General features: G+C 68.8%; 19 protein-coding genes. 8 read left to right on the top strand and 11 right to left on the bottom strand.

What is annotated here, in order from left to right:
• Positions 1-42: 42 nt before the first annotated feature.
• The 4 genes from U8525_RS29365 (at position 43) to U8525_RS29350 (ending at position 4,198) form a co-directional block, all read left to right on the top strand.
• Positions 43-636, top strand: coding sequence for a hypothetical protein (locus U8525_RS29365; RefSeq protein ID WP_374270022.1), 594 nt, complete (start codon positions 43-45; stop codon positions 634-636).
• A 246-nt stretch (positions 637-882) separates the two neighbouring features.
• Positions 883-2,328 (top strand): glycoside hydrolase family 43 protein, encoded by a 1,446-nt coding sequence (locus U8525_RS29360; RefSeq protein WP_374270021.1) that lies wholly within the window; start codon positions 883-885, stop codon positions 2,326-2,328.
• A gap of 264 nt (positions 2,329-2,592) precedes the next feature.
• Positions 2,593-3,405 carry a GNAT family N-acetyltransferase gene (locus U8525_RS29355; protein WP_374270020.1) on the top strand — a complete coding sequence of 271 codons (813 nt, stop codon included), beginning with the start codon at positions 2,593-2,595 and terminating at the stop codon, positions 3,403-3,405.
• 82 nt (positions 3,406-3,487) lie between these two features.
• Positions 3,488-4,198, top strand: a complete 711-nt coding sequence (locus U8525_RS29350) for an iron-containing redox enzyme family protein (RefSeq protein ID WP_374270019.1) — start codon at positions 3,488-3,490, stop codon at positions 4,196-4,198.
• A 117-nt stretch (positions 4,199-4,315) separates the two neighbouring features.
• On the opposite strand, the gene U8525_RS29345 is transcribed toward U8525_RS29350, so the two are convergent.
• The 6 genes from U8525_RS29345 to U8525_RS29320 form a co-directional block, all read right to left on the bottom strand.
• Entirely contained in the window at positions 4,316-5,395 is a 1,080-nt protein-coding gene (locus U8525_RS29345) for a LuxR C-terminal-related transcriptional regulator (RefSeq protein ID WP_374270018.1), read from the bottom strand.
• Positions 5,396-5,598: 203 nt separating this feature from the next.
• Positions 5,599-6,153, bottom strand: coding sequence for a hypothetical protein (locus tag U8525_RS29340; RefSeq protein WP_374270017.1), 555 nt, complete (start codon positions 6,151-6,153; stop codon positions 5,599-5,601).
• Between the two features lie 93 nt (positions 6,154-6,246).
• Positions 6,247-6,633, bottom strand: a complete 387-nt coding sequence (locus tag U8525_RS29335) for a hypothetical protein (RefSeq protein WP_374270016.1) — start codon at positions 6,631-6,633, stop codon at positions 6,247-6,249.
• Between the two features lie 75 nt (positions 6,634-6,708).
• Entirely contained in the window at positions 6,709-8,136 is a 1,428-nt protein-coding gene (locus U8525_RS29330; protein WP_374270015.1) for a carotenoid oxygenase family protein, read from the bottom strand.
• A gap of 33 nt (positions 8,137-8,169) precedes the next feature.
• Complete coding sequence (locus U8525_RS29325; RefSeq protein ID WP_374270014.1) at positions 8,170-8,625, bottom strand: hypothetical protein; 456 nt, start codon at positions 8,623-8,625, stop codon at positions 8,170-8,172.
• Between the two features lie 254 nt (positions 8,626-8,879).
• Positions 8,880-9,140 carry a hypothetical protein gene (locus U8525_RS29320; protein WP_374270013.1) on the bottom strand — a complete coding sequence of 87 codons (261 nt, stop codon included), beginning with the start codon at positions 9,138-9,140 and terminating at the stop codon, positions 8,880-8,882.
• Positions 9,141-9,202: 62 nt separating this feature from the next.
• Here U8525_RS29320 and U8525_RS29315 point away from each other — a divergent pair, with 62 nt between their 5' ends.
• The 4 genes from U8525_RS29315 to U8525_RS29300 all read left to right on the top strand — a co-directional run bounded on the left by U8525_RS29315 (position 9,203) and on the right by U8525_RS29300 (position 12,736).
• Entirely contained in the window at positions 9,203-10,021 is an 819-nt protein-coding gene (locus tag U8525_RS29315) for a DUF6597 domain-containing transcriptional factor (RefSeq protein WP_374270012.1), read from the top strand.
• A gap of 45 nt (positions 10,022-10,066) precedes the next feature.
• On the top strand, positions 10,067-10,888 hold the full coding sequence (locus tag U8525_RS29310; protein ID WP_374270011.1) for an SAM-dependent methyltransferase: 822 nt from the start codon (positions 10,067-10,069) through the stop codon (positions 10,886-10,888).
• A gap of 134 nt (positions 10,889-11,022) precedes the next feature.
• The gene (locus U8525_RS29305) at positions 11,023-11,847 is read left to right on the top strand and encodes a HEAT repeat domain-containing protein (protein ID WP_374270010.1); all 825 of its coding nucleotides are present in this window, start codon (positions 11,023-11,025) and stop codon (positions 11,845-11,847) included.
• Positions 11,848-12,262: 415 nt separating this feature from the next.
• The gene (locus U8525_RS29300; RefSeq protein WP_374270009.1) at positions 12,263-12,736 is read left to right on the top strand and encodes a hypothetical protein; all 474 of its coding nucleotides are present in this window, start codon (positions 12,263-12,265) and stop codon (positions 12,734-12,736) included.
• Positions 12,737-12,813: 77 nt separating this feature from the next.
• Here the strand turns inward: U8525_RS29300 and U8525_RS29295 are convergent, their stop codons facing one another.
• The 5 genes from U8525_RS29295 to U8525_RS29275 form a co-directional block, all read right to left on the bottom strand.
• Positions 12,814-13,785, bottom strand: coding sequence for a M91 family zinc metallopeptidase (locus U8525_RS29295; protein ID WP_374270008.1), 972 nt, complete (start codon positions 13,783-13,785; stop codon positions 12,814-12,816).
• Positions 13,786-14,001: 216 nt separating this feature from the next.
• The gene (locus U8525_RS29290; RefSeq protein WP_374270007.1) at positions 14,002-15,033 is read right to left on the bottom strand and encodes a hypothetical protein; all 1,032 of its coding nucleotides are present in this window, start codon (positions 15,031-15,033) and stop codon (positions 14,002-14,004) included.
• Positions 15,034-15,137: 104 nt separating this feature from the next.
• Positions 15,138-15,773 carry a glutathione S-transferase family protein gene (locus tag U8525_RS29285; protein WP_374270006.1) on the bottom strand — a complete coding sequence of 212 codons (636 nt, stop codon included), beginning with the start codon at positions 15,771-15,773 and terminating at the stop codon, positions 15,138-15,140.
• Positions 15,774-15,865: 92 nt separating this feature from the next.
• The gene (locus U8525_RS29280) at positions 15,866-16,228 is read right to left on the bottom strand and encodes a hypothetical protein (protein ID WP_374270005.1); all 363 of its coding nucleotides are present in this window, start codon (positions 16,226-16,228) and stop codon (positions 15,866-15,868) included.
• Positions 16,222-16,469 (bottom strand): hypothetical protein (locus U8525_RS29275; RefSeq protein ID WP_374270004.1); only part of this gene is annotated, 248 nt, incomplete at its 5' end. The genes U8525_RS29280 and U8525_RS29275, both read right to left, overlap by 7 nt.

Raw genomic sequence — 16,469 nt, 5'->3', positions numbered from 1 at the left:
CCGGCGCGGGTCTGGAGGCCGGGGCCTGATATGAACCCAGCCATGTCCCTGAAGCATGCTCCGGCCCTCTTCGCGCTCCTGCTGTCCCTGTCTGGCACCGCCCCCCGGGCAGCGGAGGCGAAGCCCGCAAGCTGCGCCCAGGCTCCCTTGTTCCAGCGCTACGCGCGCAGCGGCATGGTGGAGACCCTGCCTGGAAACAAGGTGCGCCTGACGGCGGTGGCGGACGTCCACAGCGAGGACTGCGGCACCCCCGACTGCTACTTCACGAAGGTGCGGGCGGTGTTCCACTTCGCTGAAGGCCCCGGCTGCCGAGTGCGGCAGGTGGATGTCTCCACGGAGGATGGCGGCTGCAACCACGTGGGGCCGCAGGCTCCGCCGAAGCGGGAGACCTTCTTCCCGAAGGGGCCCGCGGACGCGGCCGACCCGGCGCTGGGGCAGCTCACCCTGCGCTCGCGGAAGGCGGATCGCGCCCTCGTCGTCCTTCCACGCAACCTCTTCTACTTCGCGGACGTGAAGGCGGACGCACCGCTCCACACCACGTTGCCCACTGGCGAGGAGGGAGAGGACCCCTGCTGCTGGGGAGCGTCCATCGCGGAGCCGCACTTCCGCGACGAGGGTTCAGCGGCTGGACCCTAGCGGGCGTCCAGGAGCGCCCGACAGGCTTCAGGGGGCCGCGCCGCTCGACGCGGAGCGGACCGACGAGATGCCGGCCTGACTTCGCCCGAGGTCCCGGCCGCGCCGCTGGAGTCCCACGAGCAGGAGCGCTGGGCTGAACGTTCCGGGTGTTCAGGGCCCGGTCCACGCCTGGGAGGCGGAGACTCGCCAACGAGTAAAAGCTGCTAGATATGACTTCCTTGTCTTCTCCTGCCTGGAGGTCCATCGATGCAGAACCCCTCGTTGTGGTCCGCTGTCGCCCTCGCCGGGGCGCTCTCCGCGCTCGCGGCGGGTTGTGGTGAGGAGCGCTCCGACGGCTCCGTCGTGGACGAGGCCCCGGTGGGCACGTCCAGCGGTGCGCTCGCGTGCAGCACGCGCATCACCTACGGCGACCGGTGGATCCACCCCGGGCACCCGGCGCAGTTCGACATCGCGAGCGGCCTGGTGACCTGGGACGGCACCTGCGTCAACGAAGGCTCGAACTCCTACTCCGTGCTGTCGAACGGCTGGAAGCCGTACTTCACCGGGCATGACGCCTGTGTGATGGCGCTCGACACGGACTGTTCGGGCGCCACGGCCTGCGCGACGCGCCTCACCTACAGCGCGGCGTGGCTGCATCCCTCGGGGCACGCGGCCCAGTACGACGACGTGGGCGGCCGCGTGACGTGGGACCGGGGCTGCACGAACGCGTCCCCCAATTCGTACACGGTGCTGTCCAACGAGTGGGCGCCGTACTTCAGCGGCGCCAACGCGTGCGGCATCTCGCTGCGCTACACGGGCTGTGGCGGGCTCTACCAGAACCCCGTGGTGCCGGTGGACTGCGCGGACCCGGGCGTCATCCACGACGGCACGCAGTACGTCGCGGCCTGCACGTCCGGGGGCGCGGCCAACGCGTTCCCGCTGCGCACGTCGAAGGACCTGGTCACCTGGACCGCCGCGGGCAACATCTTCCCCTCCGCGCGCCGTCCCACGTGGGCCACGGGCGACTTCTGGGCGCCGGAGATCCACAAGGTGGGCGGTCGCTACATCGCGTACTTCACCGCGCGCCACCAGGACGGGAAGCTGTCCATCGGCGCGGCGACGGCCACCAGCGCGCTCGGGCCCTTCACGGACCTGGGCCATCCCCTGGTGCATGACGCGGGCATGGGGATGATCGACGCCACGTTCTTCCATGACACCGCGGGGGCGCCGTACCTCGTGTGGAAGGCGGACGGAAACGCGGTGGGCCAGCCCACGCCGATCTACGGCCAGGCGCTGGCGGCGGACGGGCTGTCGCTCACCGGCACGCGCCGCACGCTGATGAGCAATACGCTGGGCTGGGAGGGCGGCGTCGTCGAGGCGCCGTGGGTCGTCGCGCGGGGCGGCTACTACTACCTCTTCTACAGCGGCAACTCGTACGCCAACAGCACCTACGCCGTGGGTGTTGCCCGTGCCACGAGCCCGCTGGGGCCCTATACGAAGCTGGGCAACCCCATCCTCAAGACGGGCGGCGGCTGGGTGGGGCCTGGCCACAACTCGGTGGTCACCGGCCCCGGCGGCGGCACCGTCATGGTCTACCACGCGTGGAACAGCGCCCACACGGCCCGGGTGATGCTCGTGGATGCCATCACCTGGCCCAACGGCTGGCCCGCGGTGCCGGAGGCGCCGTCGTCCGGTTCACGCCCCATGCCGTAGCAGGCGCGCCCCGAGGACGGCCCGGCCGCGCGAGGAGTGGCTCGCGCGGCCGCTGTCTTCCTTCCGGGCGCCGGTTGGTTTCCATGACATCGCGCCCGAGTCAGACCTGGCGCGTGCCTGCATCGCGGCGCGCGACGGGTGGCTCGCGCGGAGGTTCTCCCGTCCCGCGAAGTAGGTCCCGCGCTCGAACTCGGGGCTCCCGCGACGAAATAAGGAGTGCGGCAGGCGAGACGCCGGCCCCACTTCGCATCCGGGAGAGAACCCATGACGTGCAGGCACTGGCGCTGGCGGGTCGCCACCACCCAGCGGGAGTTCGACGACGCAGCCCGCATCCGCTGGGCTGTGTTTGGCGGAGAGATGGGATTGCTGTCCGCGCAGTCGGCGGTGGCGCGGCGGGAGCTGACCTCCATCGACACGCTCGACACCACCGTGCACGTGCTCGTGTATGCCGGCTCCGAGGCGGTGGCGACGATGCGGGTGGCGCTGCCCAACGCGGAGGTGGCGGCGAACCTGGGCGTGAAGGTGGGGCTGGAGATGGAGCAGCGCGTGGACCTCACGGGGCTGCTCCAGCCGGGGAGGGTGGTCGCGGAGCCCTCGCGCTTCTGCGTGCTGCCGCGGTGGCGGCGCTCGGACGCCGTCGCGTTCCTCCAGGCGGGCATGTACGCGGTGAGCCGGCGGCACGGGGTGACGCACTGGATCGCGTCCGCGAACCTGGAGACGGACTCGCCCGAGGACGCGCTCCTCTCCTGGCAGGTGGCGGCCCACCGCGGCTGGCTGAGCCCTCGCTGGCGCGTGGACGTGCCCGACCCGTGGCAGGCCCCGGTGCAGCCCCGCAACCCCTTCTACACGCCCGAGGAGCGCGCGAAGGCGGCGCGGGGGCAGTTGGAGGAGCTGCGGCTGCCCCGGTCGCCCTCGCTCTTCGCCACGACGATGGGCGCGCGCTTCATCTCGGAGCCGCTCTACGACGCGTACTTCCGGTGGTTCACGCTGCCGCTGGTCATGGCGCTCGATGAAATCCCGACGGACTCCCTGGCGCGCTTCCACGCGCTGGAGAACGGCGTGAGCTCCGCCGCCTGAGGTCCAGGCGGCTTCTTCCTTCCCTTCACCTTCAACACGCAGCAGCCGGGAGCCCCCAGAAGGCCCCGGACAGGAGACGTCCATGCAGACGCAGACGGAGCAGCAGGCGGAGAAGAACTGGCTGGCGGAACTGGATGTGGAGGCGCGCGCGCTGGTGGCGGCGGTGGATGCGCAGCCCGACGGCCGCCGGCTCCTCGACGGCACCCTCGACGTGAAGGGCTACATCCACTACCTCGTCCAGACCTACCACTACGCGCGGTGGAGCACGCCGATCCTCGCCGAGGGGGGCTACCGGCTGCGGCGCCTGGGGCGGCACCCGGAGCTGGCGGAGCTGCTGGTCCAGAAGGGGGAGGAGGAGCGCGGGCACGACAAGTGGTTGCTGTCGGACCTGAAGAACCTGGGCGTCCCGGCGGAGCTGGTGGAGGCGGCGGAGCGGAGCCCCGCGGTGGAGGCGTATACGGGGTGGAACTTCTTCACGTCGCTCTCCGGCGTGCCGACGGCGGTGCTGGGGACCGCGTACGCGCTGGAGTACCTGTCCCAGACGCGGGCGGGCGTGTGGGCCGAGCGCCTGAAGGCGGCGGCCCTCATCCCCAACATCCACAAGTCGGTGACGTTCCTGCGCAGCCACGGCGCGCTGGACGGGGACCACGTGGCGGAGATGCAGCGGATCCTGAGCAAGCTGACGGACCCGGAGGACCAGGAGGCGATCCTCTTCTCCGCCCGGGTCGCCCGCAGCGTCTTCCCGCGCATCTTCCGTGAGGGCGGCGTCTCCCGCCCCCCTCCGGCGAGGTAGAGACAAGCACACGCAGGTTGGGAGAGCCTCCCGTTCGAACCCAGGCCGACCGGGAGGCGTCTTTCCATGCACTGCATCAAGGCCGCCCCTTCCGGACGAAGGGGCGCGCCTGTCTTCTCAGACGGGGCGGTTGAGGCGGGCGGCCTGATAGAGGAAGTCCGCCCGGTCGTCGACCTTCAGCTTGAAGAAGATGTTTCGCACGTGGGTCTTCACGGTCAGGACCTTGCGGCCAATCTCCCCGGCGATCTGATCGTTGTCCCAGTTGCGCAGCATGAACGTTGCCACGTCGACCTCGCGGCGCGTGAGCTTGGCAGCCATCTCCAGGGGGAGCGGGATGGAATGGGGAATCTCATTCAGCACGAGCGCCCAGCGCTGGGGGCCGTCCGCGGTGGGCAGCTCGATGAACCGGCACTTGCGGATGCCTTCGGAATGGTTGACGACCCACTCGAGCTTCCAGCGCCGCGCGTCCGCATCCATACCGACCAGGGCGTCCAGCCGCTCCTTGAAGACGCGAGGGATTCCGGAGGAGTCGAGGTCCGAAGCGGTGAACCACCGGGCCAGGAGGGTGGCGGCGTGCTTGGAGCGGAAGGTCTCGCGGATGGGATGCTCCACGACGAGGAAGGCGCTGTCGTCGCGGCGGTAGAGTTCATCGAGGAGGTTGGCACCGGTCATGAGGTTCTGGGCGTCGCTGACGTTGCGCACCATGTTCATCAGGTGCTCGTTGAGGCTGGTGACGGCACTGGCGTTCTGCGAGGAGAAGGGGCGCGGCTCGTTCCGGTAGAACGCGAGCGCGCCGACCAGGCCCGCGCGGATGGGGAGGAGGACCGCCATGATGTGTTCCAGGGGTGAGTCCAGCTCCCGGCTGCGCTGATAGATGATGGTGCGTTCGTACTCGCCGCGCGAGAGCAGCTGCGTATCGCGGATGGGCACGTTGGGCCGGGCCATGATGGGGTCCCGGAGGAAGTCATGCTTCACCAGCTCCACATACCCATCGAGGATGGGGATGCGGGGACCCGGGACGAGCCACCGGAAGTCGAACGGCTCCGTGTGCATGAGGCACAGGGCCATGGCGTCGGCCTGGACGAACTCGAGCATCGACGTCCGGGTGGCTTCGAGGACCTGGGGAAGGAACAGCGAGCTGTTGAGGGCCTTGATGACGTTGTCGCGGACCGTGAGCTCACGGGTGTTGAAGTTCATCGGACTGGACCTCCGCGTCTGGTGGGCAGGCGACCCTCTGTCGGGTCGTGCGTGGATGCCCCCCATCCATAGGTCCGAGCTGAAATCATGTCCCTCACCCCTAAGAGGTATTGTCGGGACCGGCCGGGTAGGGCAGGCGCCTTGAGTCTACCCGACAGCACCGCCCGAGGCCCATGGGGGCCCCGGACGGTGTGAGGCCCAGGTCACTGAATGATGGTGACGATCTGCGCCTGGCAGGTGGTGGGGTCGATGAACGAGTTCAGCGCATCGACAGTGCAGATGGCGCCGCCGTAGGTGCCGTAATAGACCGTCGCCGTGCAGGTCCCGGCGGAGTCCGCCACATCCACGCGCCAGACACACGTCTTCGCTGCGGCCGGGTTCGACGGGTCGACCGTCCAGTAGTACTGCTGGGAGAACGACGGGGCCGGCGTGGGGGCGCTGACCTGGAACCCGCCCACGCTGGAGGTGGGGACGGGGTAGGGGTTGAACACGCCGTTGAACGTGCCCGCCAGGACCTGGAGCCCCAGGGAGATGTTGACGCCGCTCTGGTTGGAGACGAGCAGGTTCTCCACGGCCGGGCCCACGGACGCCCCGCCCTTCACCTGGGCGATCTCGAACGCACCCTCACGGACGCTGACATATTCGTTGCGCGGGCTGAGGAAGTCGGGGAACCCCAGGTCGACCTGTCCGGCGAAGGCAACCGACGGCGCGAGAGACAACAGGGAGGCAGCCAGGAAACGCTTCACGTTCCTCGTCATGGACTTCTCCTGATTGGGATTGTTCGGGGATTGGCCGAAGCCAATGGCTTACTAACATCGTCCACGATTCAACCGCAAATCAAAACTAGAAATTCATGATGTTCCAGTAATTGCGGAGGATTTCGGCCCGGCCGTGTTGCACCTTGCGCTACGGGGTTTCCATGGGGTTTCCCATACACGCCACGGGTTCGGTTCGCCCCGCTCCTCCCAGAGGGAGACATGGCTGCCGCCCGCCTTGGGGATGCGCTGCCCCAGCTCTCCGTGGATGAAGGCACCGATGAGCGCCATCACTCCACCGAGCAGCCACACCGCCAGGGTGAGCACCGGCGTGTGCACGCGCTGCGCGACGATGGCCGGGTTGAGGAGCATGCCCGAGCCGATGATGCCGCCAATGACAAGCATCACCCCCGAGAACAGGCCCACACGTCGTGCGTAGCCATCACGGGCGGCGGCTTCAGCCTGGAGGGGCGAGGGGCTCATGGAGCGCGGCGCAGCTCGGTTGGCATGTCCGCCCGGCGCCGGAGCGCACCCTCGGATTCCCGCGGTGGCCGCGCTTCAGGCGGGGACGAACTGGCCGTGGAACGTGGGCGGCAGGGCGTGCTCGAAGTGGCAGCGCGCCACGGGGCCCGCGTCCAGCCGTTCGGCGTCCAGCACGGCCACGTGGGTGGTGTCCGTCTTCGCGTCGAAGACCTGGGTGAGGATCCAGCCGTCGTCCTCGGCGTGCGAGTCGGGGCGGGGCACGAAGACGGGCTCGGAGGGGTACTGACCCGCGTCGAGCGCGGCCCGCGTCACGCGGCCGGTGCCCACGTCCAGGCGCACCAGTGCGTCGTAGAGGCCGCGCCGGGCCTCCTGGGTGCCATGCGCGCCCAGGTAGACCGTCTGGTACGGCCGGCACGCCACGCTGGGGGCGACGCGGGGGAATTCACAGCTCAGGTCCATGAGCTGCTCGCTGCGGAACGTGCGCGCCTTCAGGTCGAGCGTGGCCCGGTGGAGCATGCCGTCGGCGTCCGTGGACGGGATGCCGTGCGCCAGCTCTCCGAGCCACTGGTTGGAGGCGAAGTCCGGGTAGCGGACGTAGTCCACCACCAGCGTGTCGCCGTCCTCGTAGGCGTTGGAGAAGTGCCAGTTGAAGAAGTTGTCCGCCGGGATGCGGATGGGGTGCGCCACGTCGTCGATGGGCACCACCAGCACCTCCGCCGCGTCGCTCGGGCGGAAGGAGACGTTGTGCGCGAACGCGCCGATGCGCAGCAGCATCTTCAAGACGTCGATGCGCATCCCCGGCAGGAAGAAGATGAGGTAGCGGTCCGTGGCCACGTAGTCGTGGACCATGGTCGCGCCGGGCAGCTTCACGGAGCCCATGTGTCGCGCCTTGCCGCCATCCGGCAGGGCGTACAGCTCCAGCGTGTTCACCCGGCCGTGGTGCTGGCCGAAGTTGTACGTGGTCCCGCGCGAGGCGACCCGGCGCGGGTGCGCGGAGAACGACTTCAGCACGACGCCGTCGAGGTTCGTCTCGCCCACCGTGGACAGGTCCTCCAGGGACAGCTCCACGGGGAGGTTCGGCTCGTGCAGCGCGTACAGCCGCCCGTTCCACGGCAGGAGCGCCGTGTTCGCGTTGTTCTTCTGCGGGTTGAGCAGCTTGTTCCGCAGCGGCACCGGCATGGCGTAGCTGCCGTAGAGCTGCCGGCCCGCCTTGCGCTCCGTGACCATGGTGCGCGAGTCCACGAGCCGGGCCGCGCCCTGGACGCCGTCCGGCCCGAAGCGCACGCCCATCACGCCGCCGTCACCGTCGAACCAGTGCTGGAGCGGCGTGCCGTGCACGTCGAACGTCCACGCGCCCAGCCGGAACAGCGTGCCGCGGAGCCCCTCGGGGAGGTGTCCCTCCACGCGGAGGGGTTGGAAGGCGTGCTGGCGGGAGATGTTGCGGAAGGCCCGCTTCCAGTCCGGAAGGGGAGGGGCGGCCGGCAGCGGCGTCGCGGTCGTCATGGGGAATCCGAGGGGGACGGAGGGCGCGAGGAATCAGGGCGTGGGCTGGGCGATGGCGGCCTGCTGTCCGCGCGCCTCGGCCTCGTCGCGGCGGATGCCCATGAGCGTCCACATGGCGCCGCTGAAGTCGATGCAGCCGAAGAACGTGACGATGGGATCGCACAGGCCCATGGCCGTGCAGATGATGAGCACCAGCACGATGAAGGTGCGCCCCATCACCGCCCAGACGAAGAACTGGCGCATGTCCAGGATGGCCGCCTGATGGGACATGAACGACATGGACACCAGCAGCGCGCCGGCCAGCCGCATGAAGAACAGGTTCCCGTCCGCCGCCCCGGGGGCGATGCCCATCACCTTGAGGAACAGCTCGGGCACCAGCAGCAGCGTGAAGGCGAGGGGGATCGTGTAATAGACCCAGATGTACATCGACCGTCCCGCGTGGCTCAGCGTGGACAGCTTGGGGAACACCTTCGGCGCGAACAGCATCATGGGGGGAGCTCCAGGCAGGGGGCGGGCGAGAGCCGGTGCCGGGAGCCTAGTGGAAGTCCCGGGCTCCGCGCACCGGGGGCCAGAACACCCCGGGGCGGGACTCGCACCGGCGGTGCGAACGGCAGCTCGGGCCACCGGGCGGAGATGAACCGTTGCGGGGAGAAGAATGGAAAGGGTTTGAGGTGGGACGCTTCAGGCAGGGGCAGGGCGTTCACGTGGCCTGAAAGTCGAACCCGCCCGGCGTGCACGGACCGTCACCCGCGTTCGTCCTTGACCGTCGCTGCGTTCAGGACCCGGGAAGGGTCCTGGTTGGCGAGCGAGACGAGTTGGGCGATGTCCTCGAGATGGCCCGGCCGGGAGAGGAAGACGATGGCGCCCAGGAGCGGCTCGGTGGGGTTCACGACCTGGCGCAATCGCGCGAGCACCTCTTCGAGCTGGCCGGGCCCGAACTTCCGTTGGAGCTCCGCGATGCGGTCCGCGTGATTGAGGCCGTATTCGCGCGTGTTGCGTGGCATTCACCCACCTCCGGTATCGAGCGCCGTGTGGCATCCTCTCGCGCGGGAGGCTTCGACGGGCCATGAACATCTTGCTCCACCGACCGGGACCTCCGCTGGGTGACTTCATCTCCTGCATCTGGCTTTCGGAGGAGCGCCGCGAGTCGCCCTCCAGGGAGCGGGTGCTGCCCACGGGCGTGCTGAGCCTCGTGTTCAACCTGGGAGAGGACCGCTTCGACGTCTACGGGCCCGATGAGCGCGACCCGCTGGCGCCGCTCCCCGGCGCGCTCGTATCGGGCGCGCGGTCCGTCCCCTTCGCGATGGCGCTCCCCGCTCACGGAAGGGCCCTGGGCGTGCGGTTCAAGCCCGGCAGGGCGGTTCCCTTCCTGGGCGTGTCCGCTGGCGACCTCGAGGGCAAGCTGGTGCCCCTGGACGCCCTCTGGGGCGGCTTCGCCGCACGGCTTCGCGAGCAGCTCCAAGAAGCGACGGAGGCGCATGCCCGCATCCGGTTGATCGAGGCGTTCCTCCTGACGCGTGCGAAGGATGCACGCCCTGCCCATCCCCGCCTGACCCTGGCCCTGGAGGCGTTCGAGGATCTCCAACTGCGAAGCGTCACCGAGGTGAATGCGCGCACGGGCCTCTCGCCGAAACGCCTCCTCGCGCTGTTCCGGGAAGAGGTGGGGATGGGGCCAAAGGCGTTCTGGCGGTTGAGGCGCTTCCGGACCGCGCTCCGGAGCCTCAAGCCGGGTGCCCCCATCCGGGGCGCCGAGCTGGCGCTCGAGCTTGGCTACTGCGACCAGGCCCACTTCAACCGGGACTTCCGGCACTTCACCGGGGTGAGCCCGGGCGAGTTCCTCGCGAGGGGACTCGCGCGCCCGAACCACCTCCCCCTGGCCGGGTAAAAAGATCCAAGACCGGGAGCCGCCAGCGGGCGCAGCTTGGCGCTCATGATGATGAACCCCGTTGCAACGACTGGCCTCCTCGTCGCCTCGATGCGCGCCGAGGAGTCGCTCCGCCCGGATCGCCTCTTCGAGGACCCCTACGCCGCGACCCTCTCCGGGGACGCGGGCCGCGCCGCGCTGGCCGACTATCGCGCCGCGGTGGGGCCCTCCATCCCCATCATCGAGGTCCGGACGCGCTACTTTGATGAGGTCTTGCTGCGCGCCTCCGCCGAGGGCGTGCGCCAGTACGTCATCCTCGCCGCGGGGATGGACGCGCGCGCCTATCGCCTTCCCTGGGCGGAAGGCGTGCGGCTCTTCGAGGTCGACCAGCCGGAGGTCATCGCTCGGAAGGAGCAACTGCTCCAGGGCGTGGCTCCCCGCTGTGCGCGGATTCCGGTCGCCGGGAACCTGGCCGGGGACTGGTCGCGGGGGCTCGCGGCGGGTGGACATGATGTGAACGTGCCCACCTGCTGGCTCGTCGAAGGGCTCTTGCAGTACCTGGCGCCGGAGCACGTCGAGGGCCTCTTCGCGCGCGTGGATGCCCTGTCCGCGCCCGGTTCGAGGCTCCTCTATGACGTCGTCGGGCGGACGCTCCTCGCCGCTCCCATGCTGGCGCCGGTGCTCCGGTACATGGACGCCTTGGGCGCGCCATGGGTCTTCGGCACGGATCACCCGGCGGCGCTCGTGGAGGGGCGCGGCTGGAGGGCCAACCCCAGTGACCCCGGGCGGCACGGCAGCGCATGGGGGCGCTGGCCGTTTCCACCCGCGCCCGCACGCGCGCCGGCCTTCCCCTTCGGCGCCCTGGTGGAGGCCGTGAAGGAAGGCTGACCGTCCCCCTGTTCAAATCACCACGCTGCGGTTCTGCGCGCCGGTGCAGCGGCGCGCCGCTCGTGGGGGGATCTGGACGAACGACGGGGGGCGGCGCGGTGCGGGGGTGGGCGGCCGGCGCTACGCTGCCCGGCATGGACTTCCCGCCCGAGGCAGACCTCTCCACCGACGAGCTCTTCGCCCGCACGCTCCAGGGGGACGAGGAGGACGAGGGCGCGTGGCGCGCCATCTGGCAGCTGCATCACCGCGGTGGCGAGGCCGTCTTCCAGCGGGCCGCCGCCTGGCTCCAGTCGTCCTCGCCGAAGGAGCGGGGACGCGGCGCGAACGTCCTGTCCCAATTGGAGTTCCGGAGCCGGACCCCGGAGCGCGCTGCTCGTTTCACGGACGTTCTCCTGTTGGCGCTCGCGAAGGAGCAGGACGTCGCAGTGCTGGAGGCGATGGCCGCCGCGCTGGGGCATCTGGGAGATCCCCGCTCGGTGTCCGCGCTCCTGCCCCTGAAGGACCATCCGGATGCCCATGTCCGCTTCGGCGTCGTCATGGGGTTGTCGCGGTACCGGGATGCCCAGGCGCTCCAGGCGTTGATCCACCTCTCCCGTGACCCCGATGAGCTGGTGCGTGAGTGGGCGACGTTCACGCTCGGCAGCCAGGCCTGGGAGGTGGACACGCCGGAGCTGCGGGAGGCGCTGGTGGACCGGCTCTCCGAGTCCCACCCGAAGATTCGCGGAGAAGCGCTCCTGGGGCTGGCCCTGCGCAAGGACGCGCGCGTGTTGGAGCCCCTGCGGCGTGTGCTGGAGGGGCCGGAGGTCTCCACGCTGGACGTGGAGGCGGCCCAGGCGCTGGAGGATGTCTCACTGCTCCCGCTGCTCCAGAGGCACCGGGAGGCCTGCGACGGCGAGGACCACGAGTTCCTCGCCGTCCTCTTCGAGGCCATCCACGCCCTGGAGTCCCTCTCGCGGTGAGGCGCTGTTGTCAGCTCTGGCAGGCCCTGCTCACGGCTGCCAATGTCTTGCGCAAGACAGACGTGCTCGGCTGAGCGCCCGTGTGGCTGGCGCTGTGACCTCCGCTGTCACAGCGCGCCCGCGAGTTGTGGCATGCCCCGCCACAGCCGCAGTGAAAGTCATTCCGGCATATAATTGAAATCCAAGGCTTGCGGCTATGGCATTGGCAGTGCAGGGCGATGGGGCGTTCCACCCCAACCCCGAGCATTCCATGACACGACAGTGGTTGAAGGCAGTCACCACCCTCGCAGTGGTCCTCCTCGCTTCTGGGCAGGCATGGGCGGAGGGCTCGCGCCTCCAGTCCTATCTCCCTCGTGTGGAGGCGCCGCGAGCCGCGACCAACTCCTGCCAGGATCCCAAGTCGGAGCTGGCGGAGGTGGCCGCAGCCGCAGGCTACCCCATCAACCCCGAGGAGACGGTGTTCGCGTCGAACGCGGACATCACGACGGTGGCGAGCAGCATCGCCGGCTTCGAGTCCGTGCCCGCGAGCGGCTTCATCAAGGGTGTGGACATGGGCTTCATGTACCTGGATGCGCCGGGCTCGGGCATTCCGGCCGGCTACTACCGGCTGAACACCCAGGCCGCCGCCGAGGACATCCACGAGGGCGAATACGGTGGCACCGTGCGCCTCATCGACCTGAACGGCAACGTCGCCGGTGAGCTCTCCGCGCGCATCCAGACGTTCAGCCTGGAGGTGCCCAAGGAGCCGCCGTTCCCGCGCACGACCGTGAGCGCGATGATGGTGCCGTACTCGGGGCCGCGCTGGCACTACACGCGGACCACCTACGTCTACTACTGCCCCAACGGCTCCATCATCATCTTCGACGTCATCTCGGTGGGTTACTACTGAGCGCGGGCTCACCCCGTCTCGCATTGCCGCCCCAGGTGACGGTCATCCCGTCCGCCTGGGGCGGCGGCACCGGTGCATCACTTCTCCAGGTCGCCGACGATCTTCTGGAAGGGCGACGGCTGGCCGGACAGCTTCTGGAAGAAGTTCCGGGCGTCGGTGCCCTCGTCGTAGTTCTTGAAGGCGATGTCGTTGCTGTTCTGCCCGTCGGGCTTCAGGCCCGAGTAGTCCTGCCGGGACGGCAGGCCGTGCTCGGCGCGGATGGCGTTCTCGGACGGGGCCCAGTTGTTCTTCGTGTGCGGCGTGGGGCGCAGGCCGATGGTCTCGAACTCCTCCGAGAGGCGGAGGCGGTCGTCGACGGTCTCCTTCATGTTGGCCGAGTGCGACGGGTACTGGTTGAAGACCGCCGCGTCGCTGTGCTTGCTGGCGGCCAGGGGGCTCACCTGGAGGCCATTGGACGCGCGCCAGGCGTGGACCGACTCGTGGCCCAGGCTGTTGAAGCGCGGGCCGGAGGCGGTCTCGTCGTACTTGACGTCGCTGGCCGTGCCGGCGCCGGGCTGGCCGTCGTAGCGGTACGCCGGGCGGGTGGACGACAGGCTGCCGTCGTTGCGGGGCACATGCGAGTTGGGCATCGCCGAGTTGCGGCCCGAGTAGATGTCCATCGCCGTCAGCGGGTTGCGCTGCGTGCCCGTGGCGCCGGGGTTCACGGCCTGGGTGCGGCCGTTGAGCTCGGTCAGCATCTGGTTGCCGACGGGCTGGCTCGTCAGGCGGTTGGTGGAGTTGCGCACGTCCTGCGTGAAGTCCGCGAACTGCGCGCCGGACTGGCCGCTGTCACGGCGCGTCCGGATGCCCTGGAGCTTGGGGTCCACCACGCCGTAGTCGGCGGGCTTGAGGTTGTTCTTGCCCGCCTGGAGCTGCTCGGGCGTGGCCACGGGCTTCGGCTTCGCGGTCTCGGGCTTCGCCGGCAGGCTGTTGCTGCGGGGGCGGGGGGTGGCGAGGCTGGGGCCGGACGAGAAGGAAGGCTTGGAGAAGGAAGAGGAGCGCAGCTTCATGGGAGGGCCTCGAAAGTGGAGTGCAGCGACGGACCCTCCCTACTGCACCCCGCGTGCCCACCGTTTCGCGGCCCTGGGGCTCGCAAGCCTTCCCTGATTTCAAAGGGTTACGTCGAAGTGGGAGGCCCTGCTGGAGGCGGCCCTGGTGACTGGAGTCGGGGGCCTGATGGCTGGAGACATCAGGCGCCGCCCCGGGTCCGACGACCGTGGCGCGCGCTACTTCCGCGCCTCGTCGGCCTCCTCGTACATCCTGGCCAGCACCTCGGCGGCCCTGGTCGGGTTGTCCTCGATGTGGGCATACATTCCCTGGAGCGCTTCAATCAGGGAGTGGCGATCCGGAGTGAACGCCCCTCCCAGGAACCAGGAGCTGTCGTTCAGGTACTTGTCCAGCCAGTGCATGGCCACGCAGTAGCCGACGAACTCTTTGTCCTCGCTGCTCAAGTCGAGCGCTTCGCACAGGTTCATCACCTTCATGATGGTCGCGGAGGCGCCGAACATCGTCGTCGGCGCGTAGTACGTGTCCCCCTGGTACTGGATGACCGCGTGCCTGTCCCACGGGTTGATCCGCGCGAAGAGGGCCTTCAGGAAGTTCATGATGGCGGGGGTGCCGGGGCTCAGGAAGAGCTGCCCCATCTTCCACGTGAGCCGGGAGGTCTCGGCGACCGTGCCGGACTTCATTCGCGGCTCCGGCTTCTCCTTCCGCTTCAGCCGGGCCTTGACCTCGCCCTTGTACGCGTCCGCGCAGATGATGAAGGTGCCGCCCAGCGTGCAGATGGCCTGGTTGGTCCAGCCCTTGTAGCCCCCGGAGACCTTGTTCAGCAGCGCGAGGGCTGTCTTGGGCGTATGGGACTTCGCGTGGTTGGGGTCGATCACCGCCAGCGTCCCGCTGTAGGGGTTGATCGAACTGCCCGGAAGCGCCTTGTCGCTCAGCTCAGCGAGTGCTTCCGCGGCGCGGGTCAGGGAGCCGGAGGCCTTCTCCATGACCTTCTGGAGCCGCGTATCCAGCGCGATCCGGTCCCAGGTCCACTTGCGGATGACGTGCTTGGACGTGCCCCACCAGGGAACGACGTCCCACTGGTCGCGCATGTGATGGGTGTCGACATCGGTCCTGAGCCGCAGCGCCCGCGACTCCTCCTGGGTCAGCCTCCCGTGATGGCCGCGGTAGCGGATGGAATAGGCATTGCCGAGGAAGAACATCACCAGCAGCACGAGGCCGGTCGAGCCGCCAAGGCCCCAAAGCCAGGACATGACAATCAAGAGGAAGAACTTCCACATCGGACTTCTCCCTGGATGGGGACGGGTTCGGTCGAACCGGGATTGTCCAGAAGAATACGAAATTTACAGCTGCGCCGTCAAAGCGGCCGAGGGGTGGACGGCGCGTCGAGGACGTCGGTGATGCGCAGGTGGCGGGGCTGGGCCTGCACCCGCTCGAACCAGGCGCGGATGGCGGGATGGCGGCCCAGGTCGAACCGGCCTTCTTCCGCCACGTGCGTGTACGCATACAGCGCGATGTCCGCGAGGCTGTAGCTCTCGCCCGCGAAGAAGGGCCGCTTGCGCAGCTCGCCCTCCATGACGTCGAGCGCGGCGTAGCCCTTCTGGATGCGCTCCTCCAGCTCCTTCTCCTTGCCGGAGGGGACGCCGAAGAAGGTGAGCCACGCCCGAGCCACGGCGATGTAGGGCTCGTGGCTGTACTGCTCGAAGAACATCCACTGGAGCATCCGCGCCCGCTCCAGCCGGTCGGCGGGGATGAACGGCGTGCCCTCGGCGAAATACCAGAGGATGGCGTTGGACTCGGCGAGGAAGACACCGGGCTCCAGCTCCACGGTGGGGATCCGGGCAATGGGGTTCATCGCCTTGAACTCCGGCGTGCGCGTCTCTCCCGCGGAGAGGTCCAGCTCCCGCGTCTCGAACGGAATCGCGAGCTGATGCAGCAGCAGGCGGACCTTGTAGCAATTCCCGGAGGGGTTGAACTGGTGGAGCTTGAGCATGGGCGCGGAGTCTATGCCCGGGAGGGCCGTCGCGCTGAAGCGGAGGGGAGGGTGACGCCACCGCTTCGCCACCCGCCCTCTTCAATCAATGACTAGCAGAGGCCGCCCCAGCGGACGTAGCCGTAGCCGCCAGTGCAGGTATAGGGCGGGGAGCAATAGAGCTGGCCTCGGACCCAGTTCTCGCCGTTCGATGAGAACACCGAGCTGTCGGTGTTGAAGTGGTTGCCGTACTTCAGCACGAACACGAGCGAGGAGGACGTGCTGGGCTGGCTGTAGATGCCAAGCTCGCTCCAGCAGACCGTGTAGACAGACTCCTGGTGGAAGCGGGGTTGTTCGGGGAGGGGTTGCTGTTCGGAGTCCGTGGAGACCTCCTGCTGGGCTTCGACACCACAGCCCGTGCAGAGCAGCGCGACACCGCCAGCCAGGCCGACAATCATTCGCAGGTTCTTCAGCATGTGTTGTTCTCTTCGTGAGGGATGGCGCCGCGCATCGTCCCCCTAAAGAAGAAGCCTGGCAATCCGGTGGAGATTGCTGGGCTCTTGAATGACTCGGTCCCTCTTGTTTCTACGGGGGTGTGGATCTGATCCTGAGCATCGCCTGAGCTAAAGCGCGGGTTGGCGGGAGCAGGCCAAGGCGTGGGAGAAATCCCGGCCATGGTGAAGGTGACGCTGGAAGTGCCCGAGGAGGTCGCCGCGC

This window comes from Corallococcus sp. RDP092CA (assembly GCF_041903675.1).
Taxonomy (GTDB): Bacteria; Myxococcota; Myxococcia; order Myxococcales; family Myxococcaceae; genus Corallococcus.
Note: the sequence above shows the minus strand (reverse complement) of the source record. Positions and strands in the feature narration are given on the sequence as shown.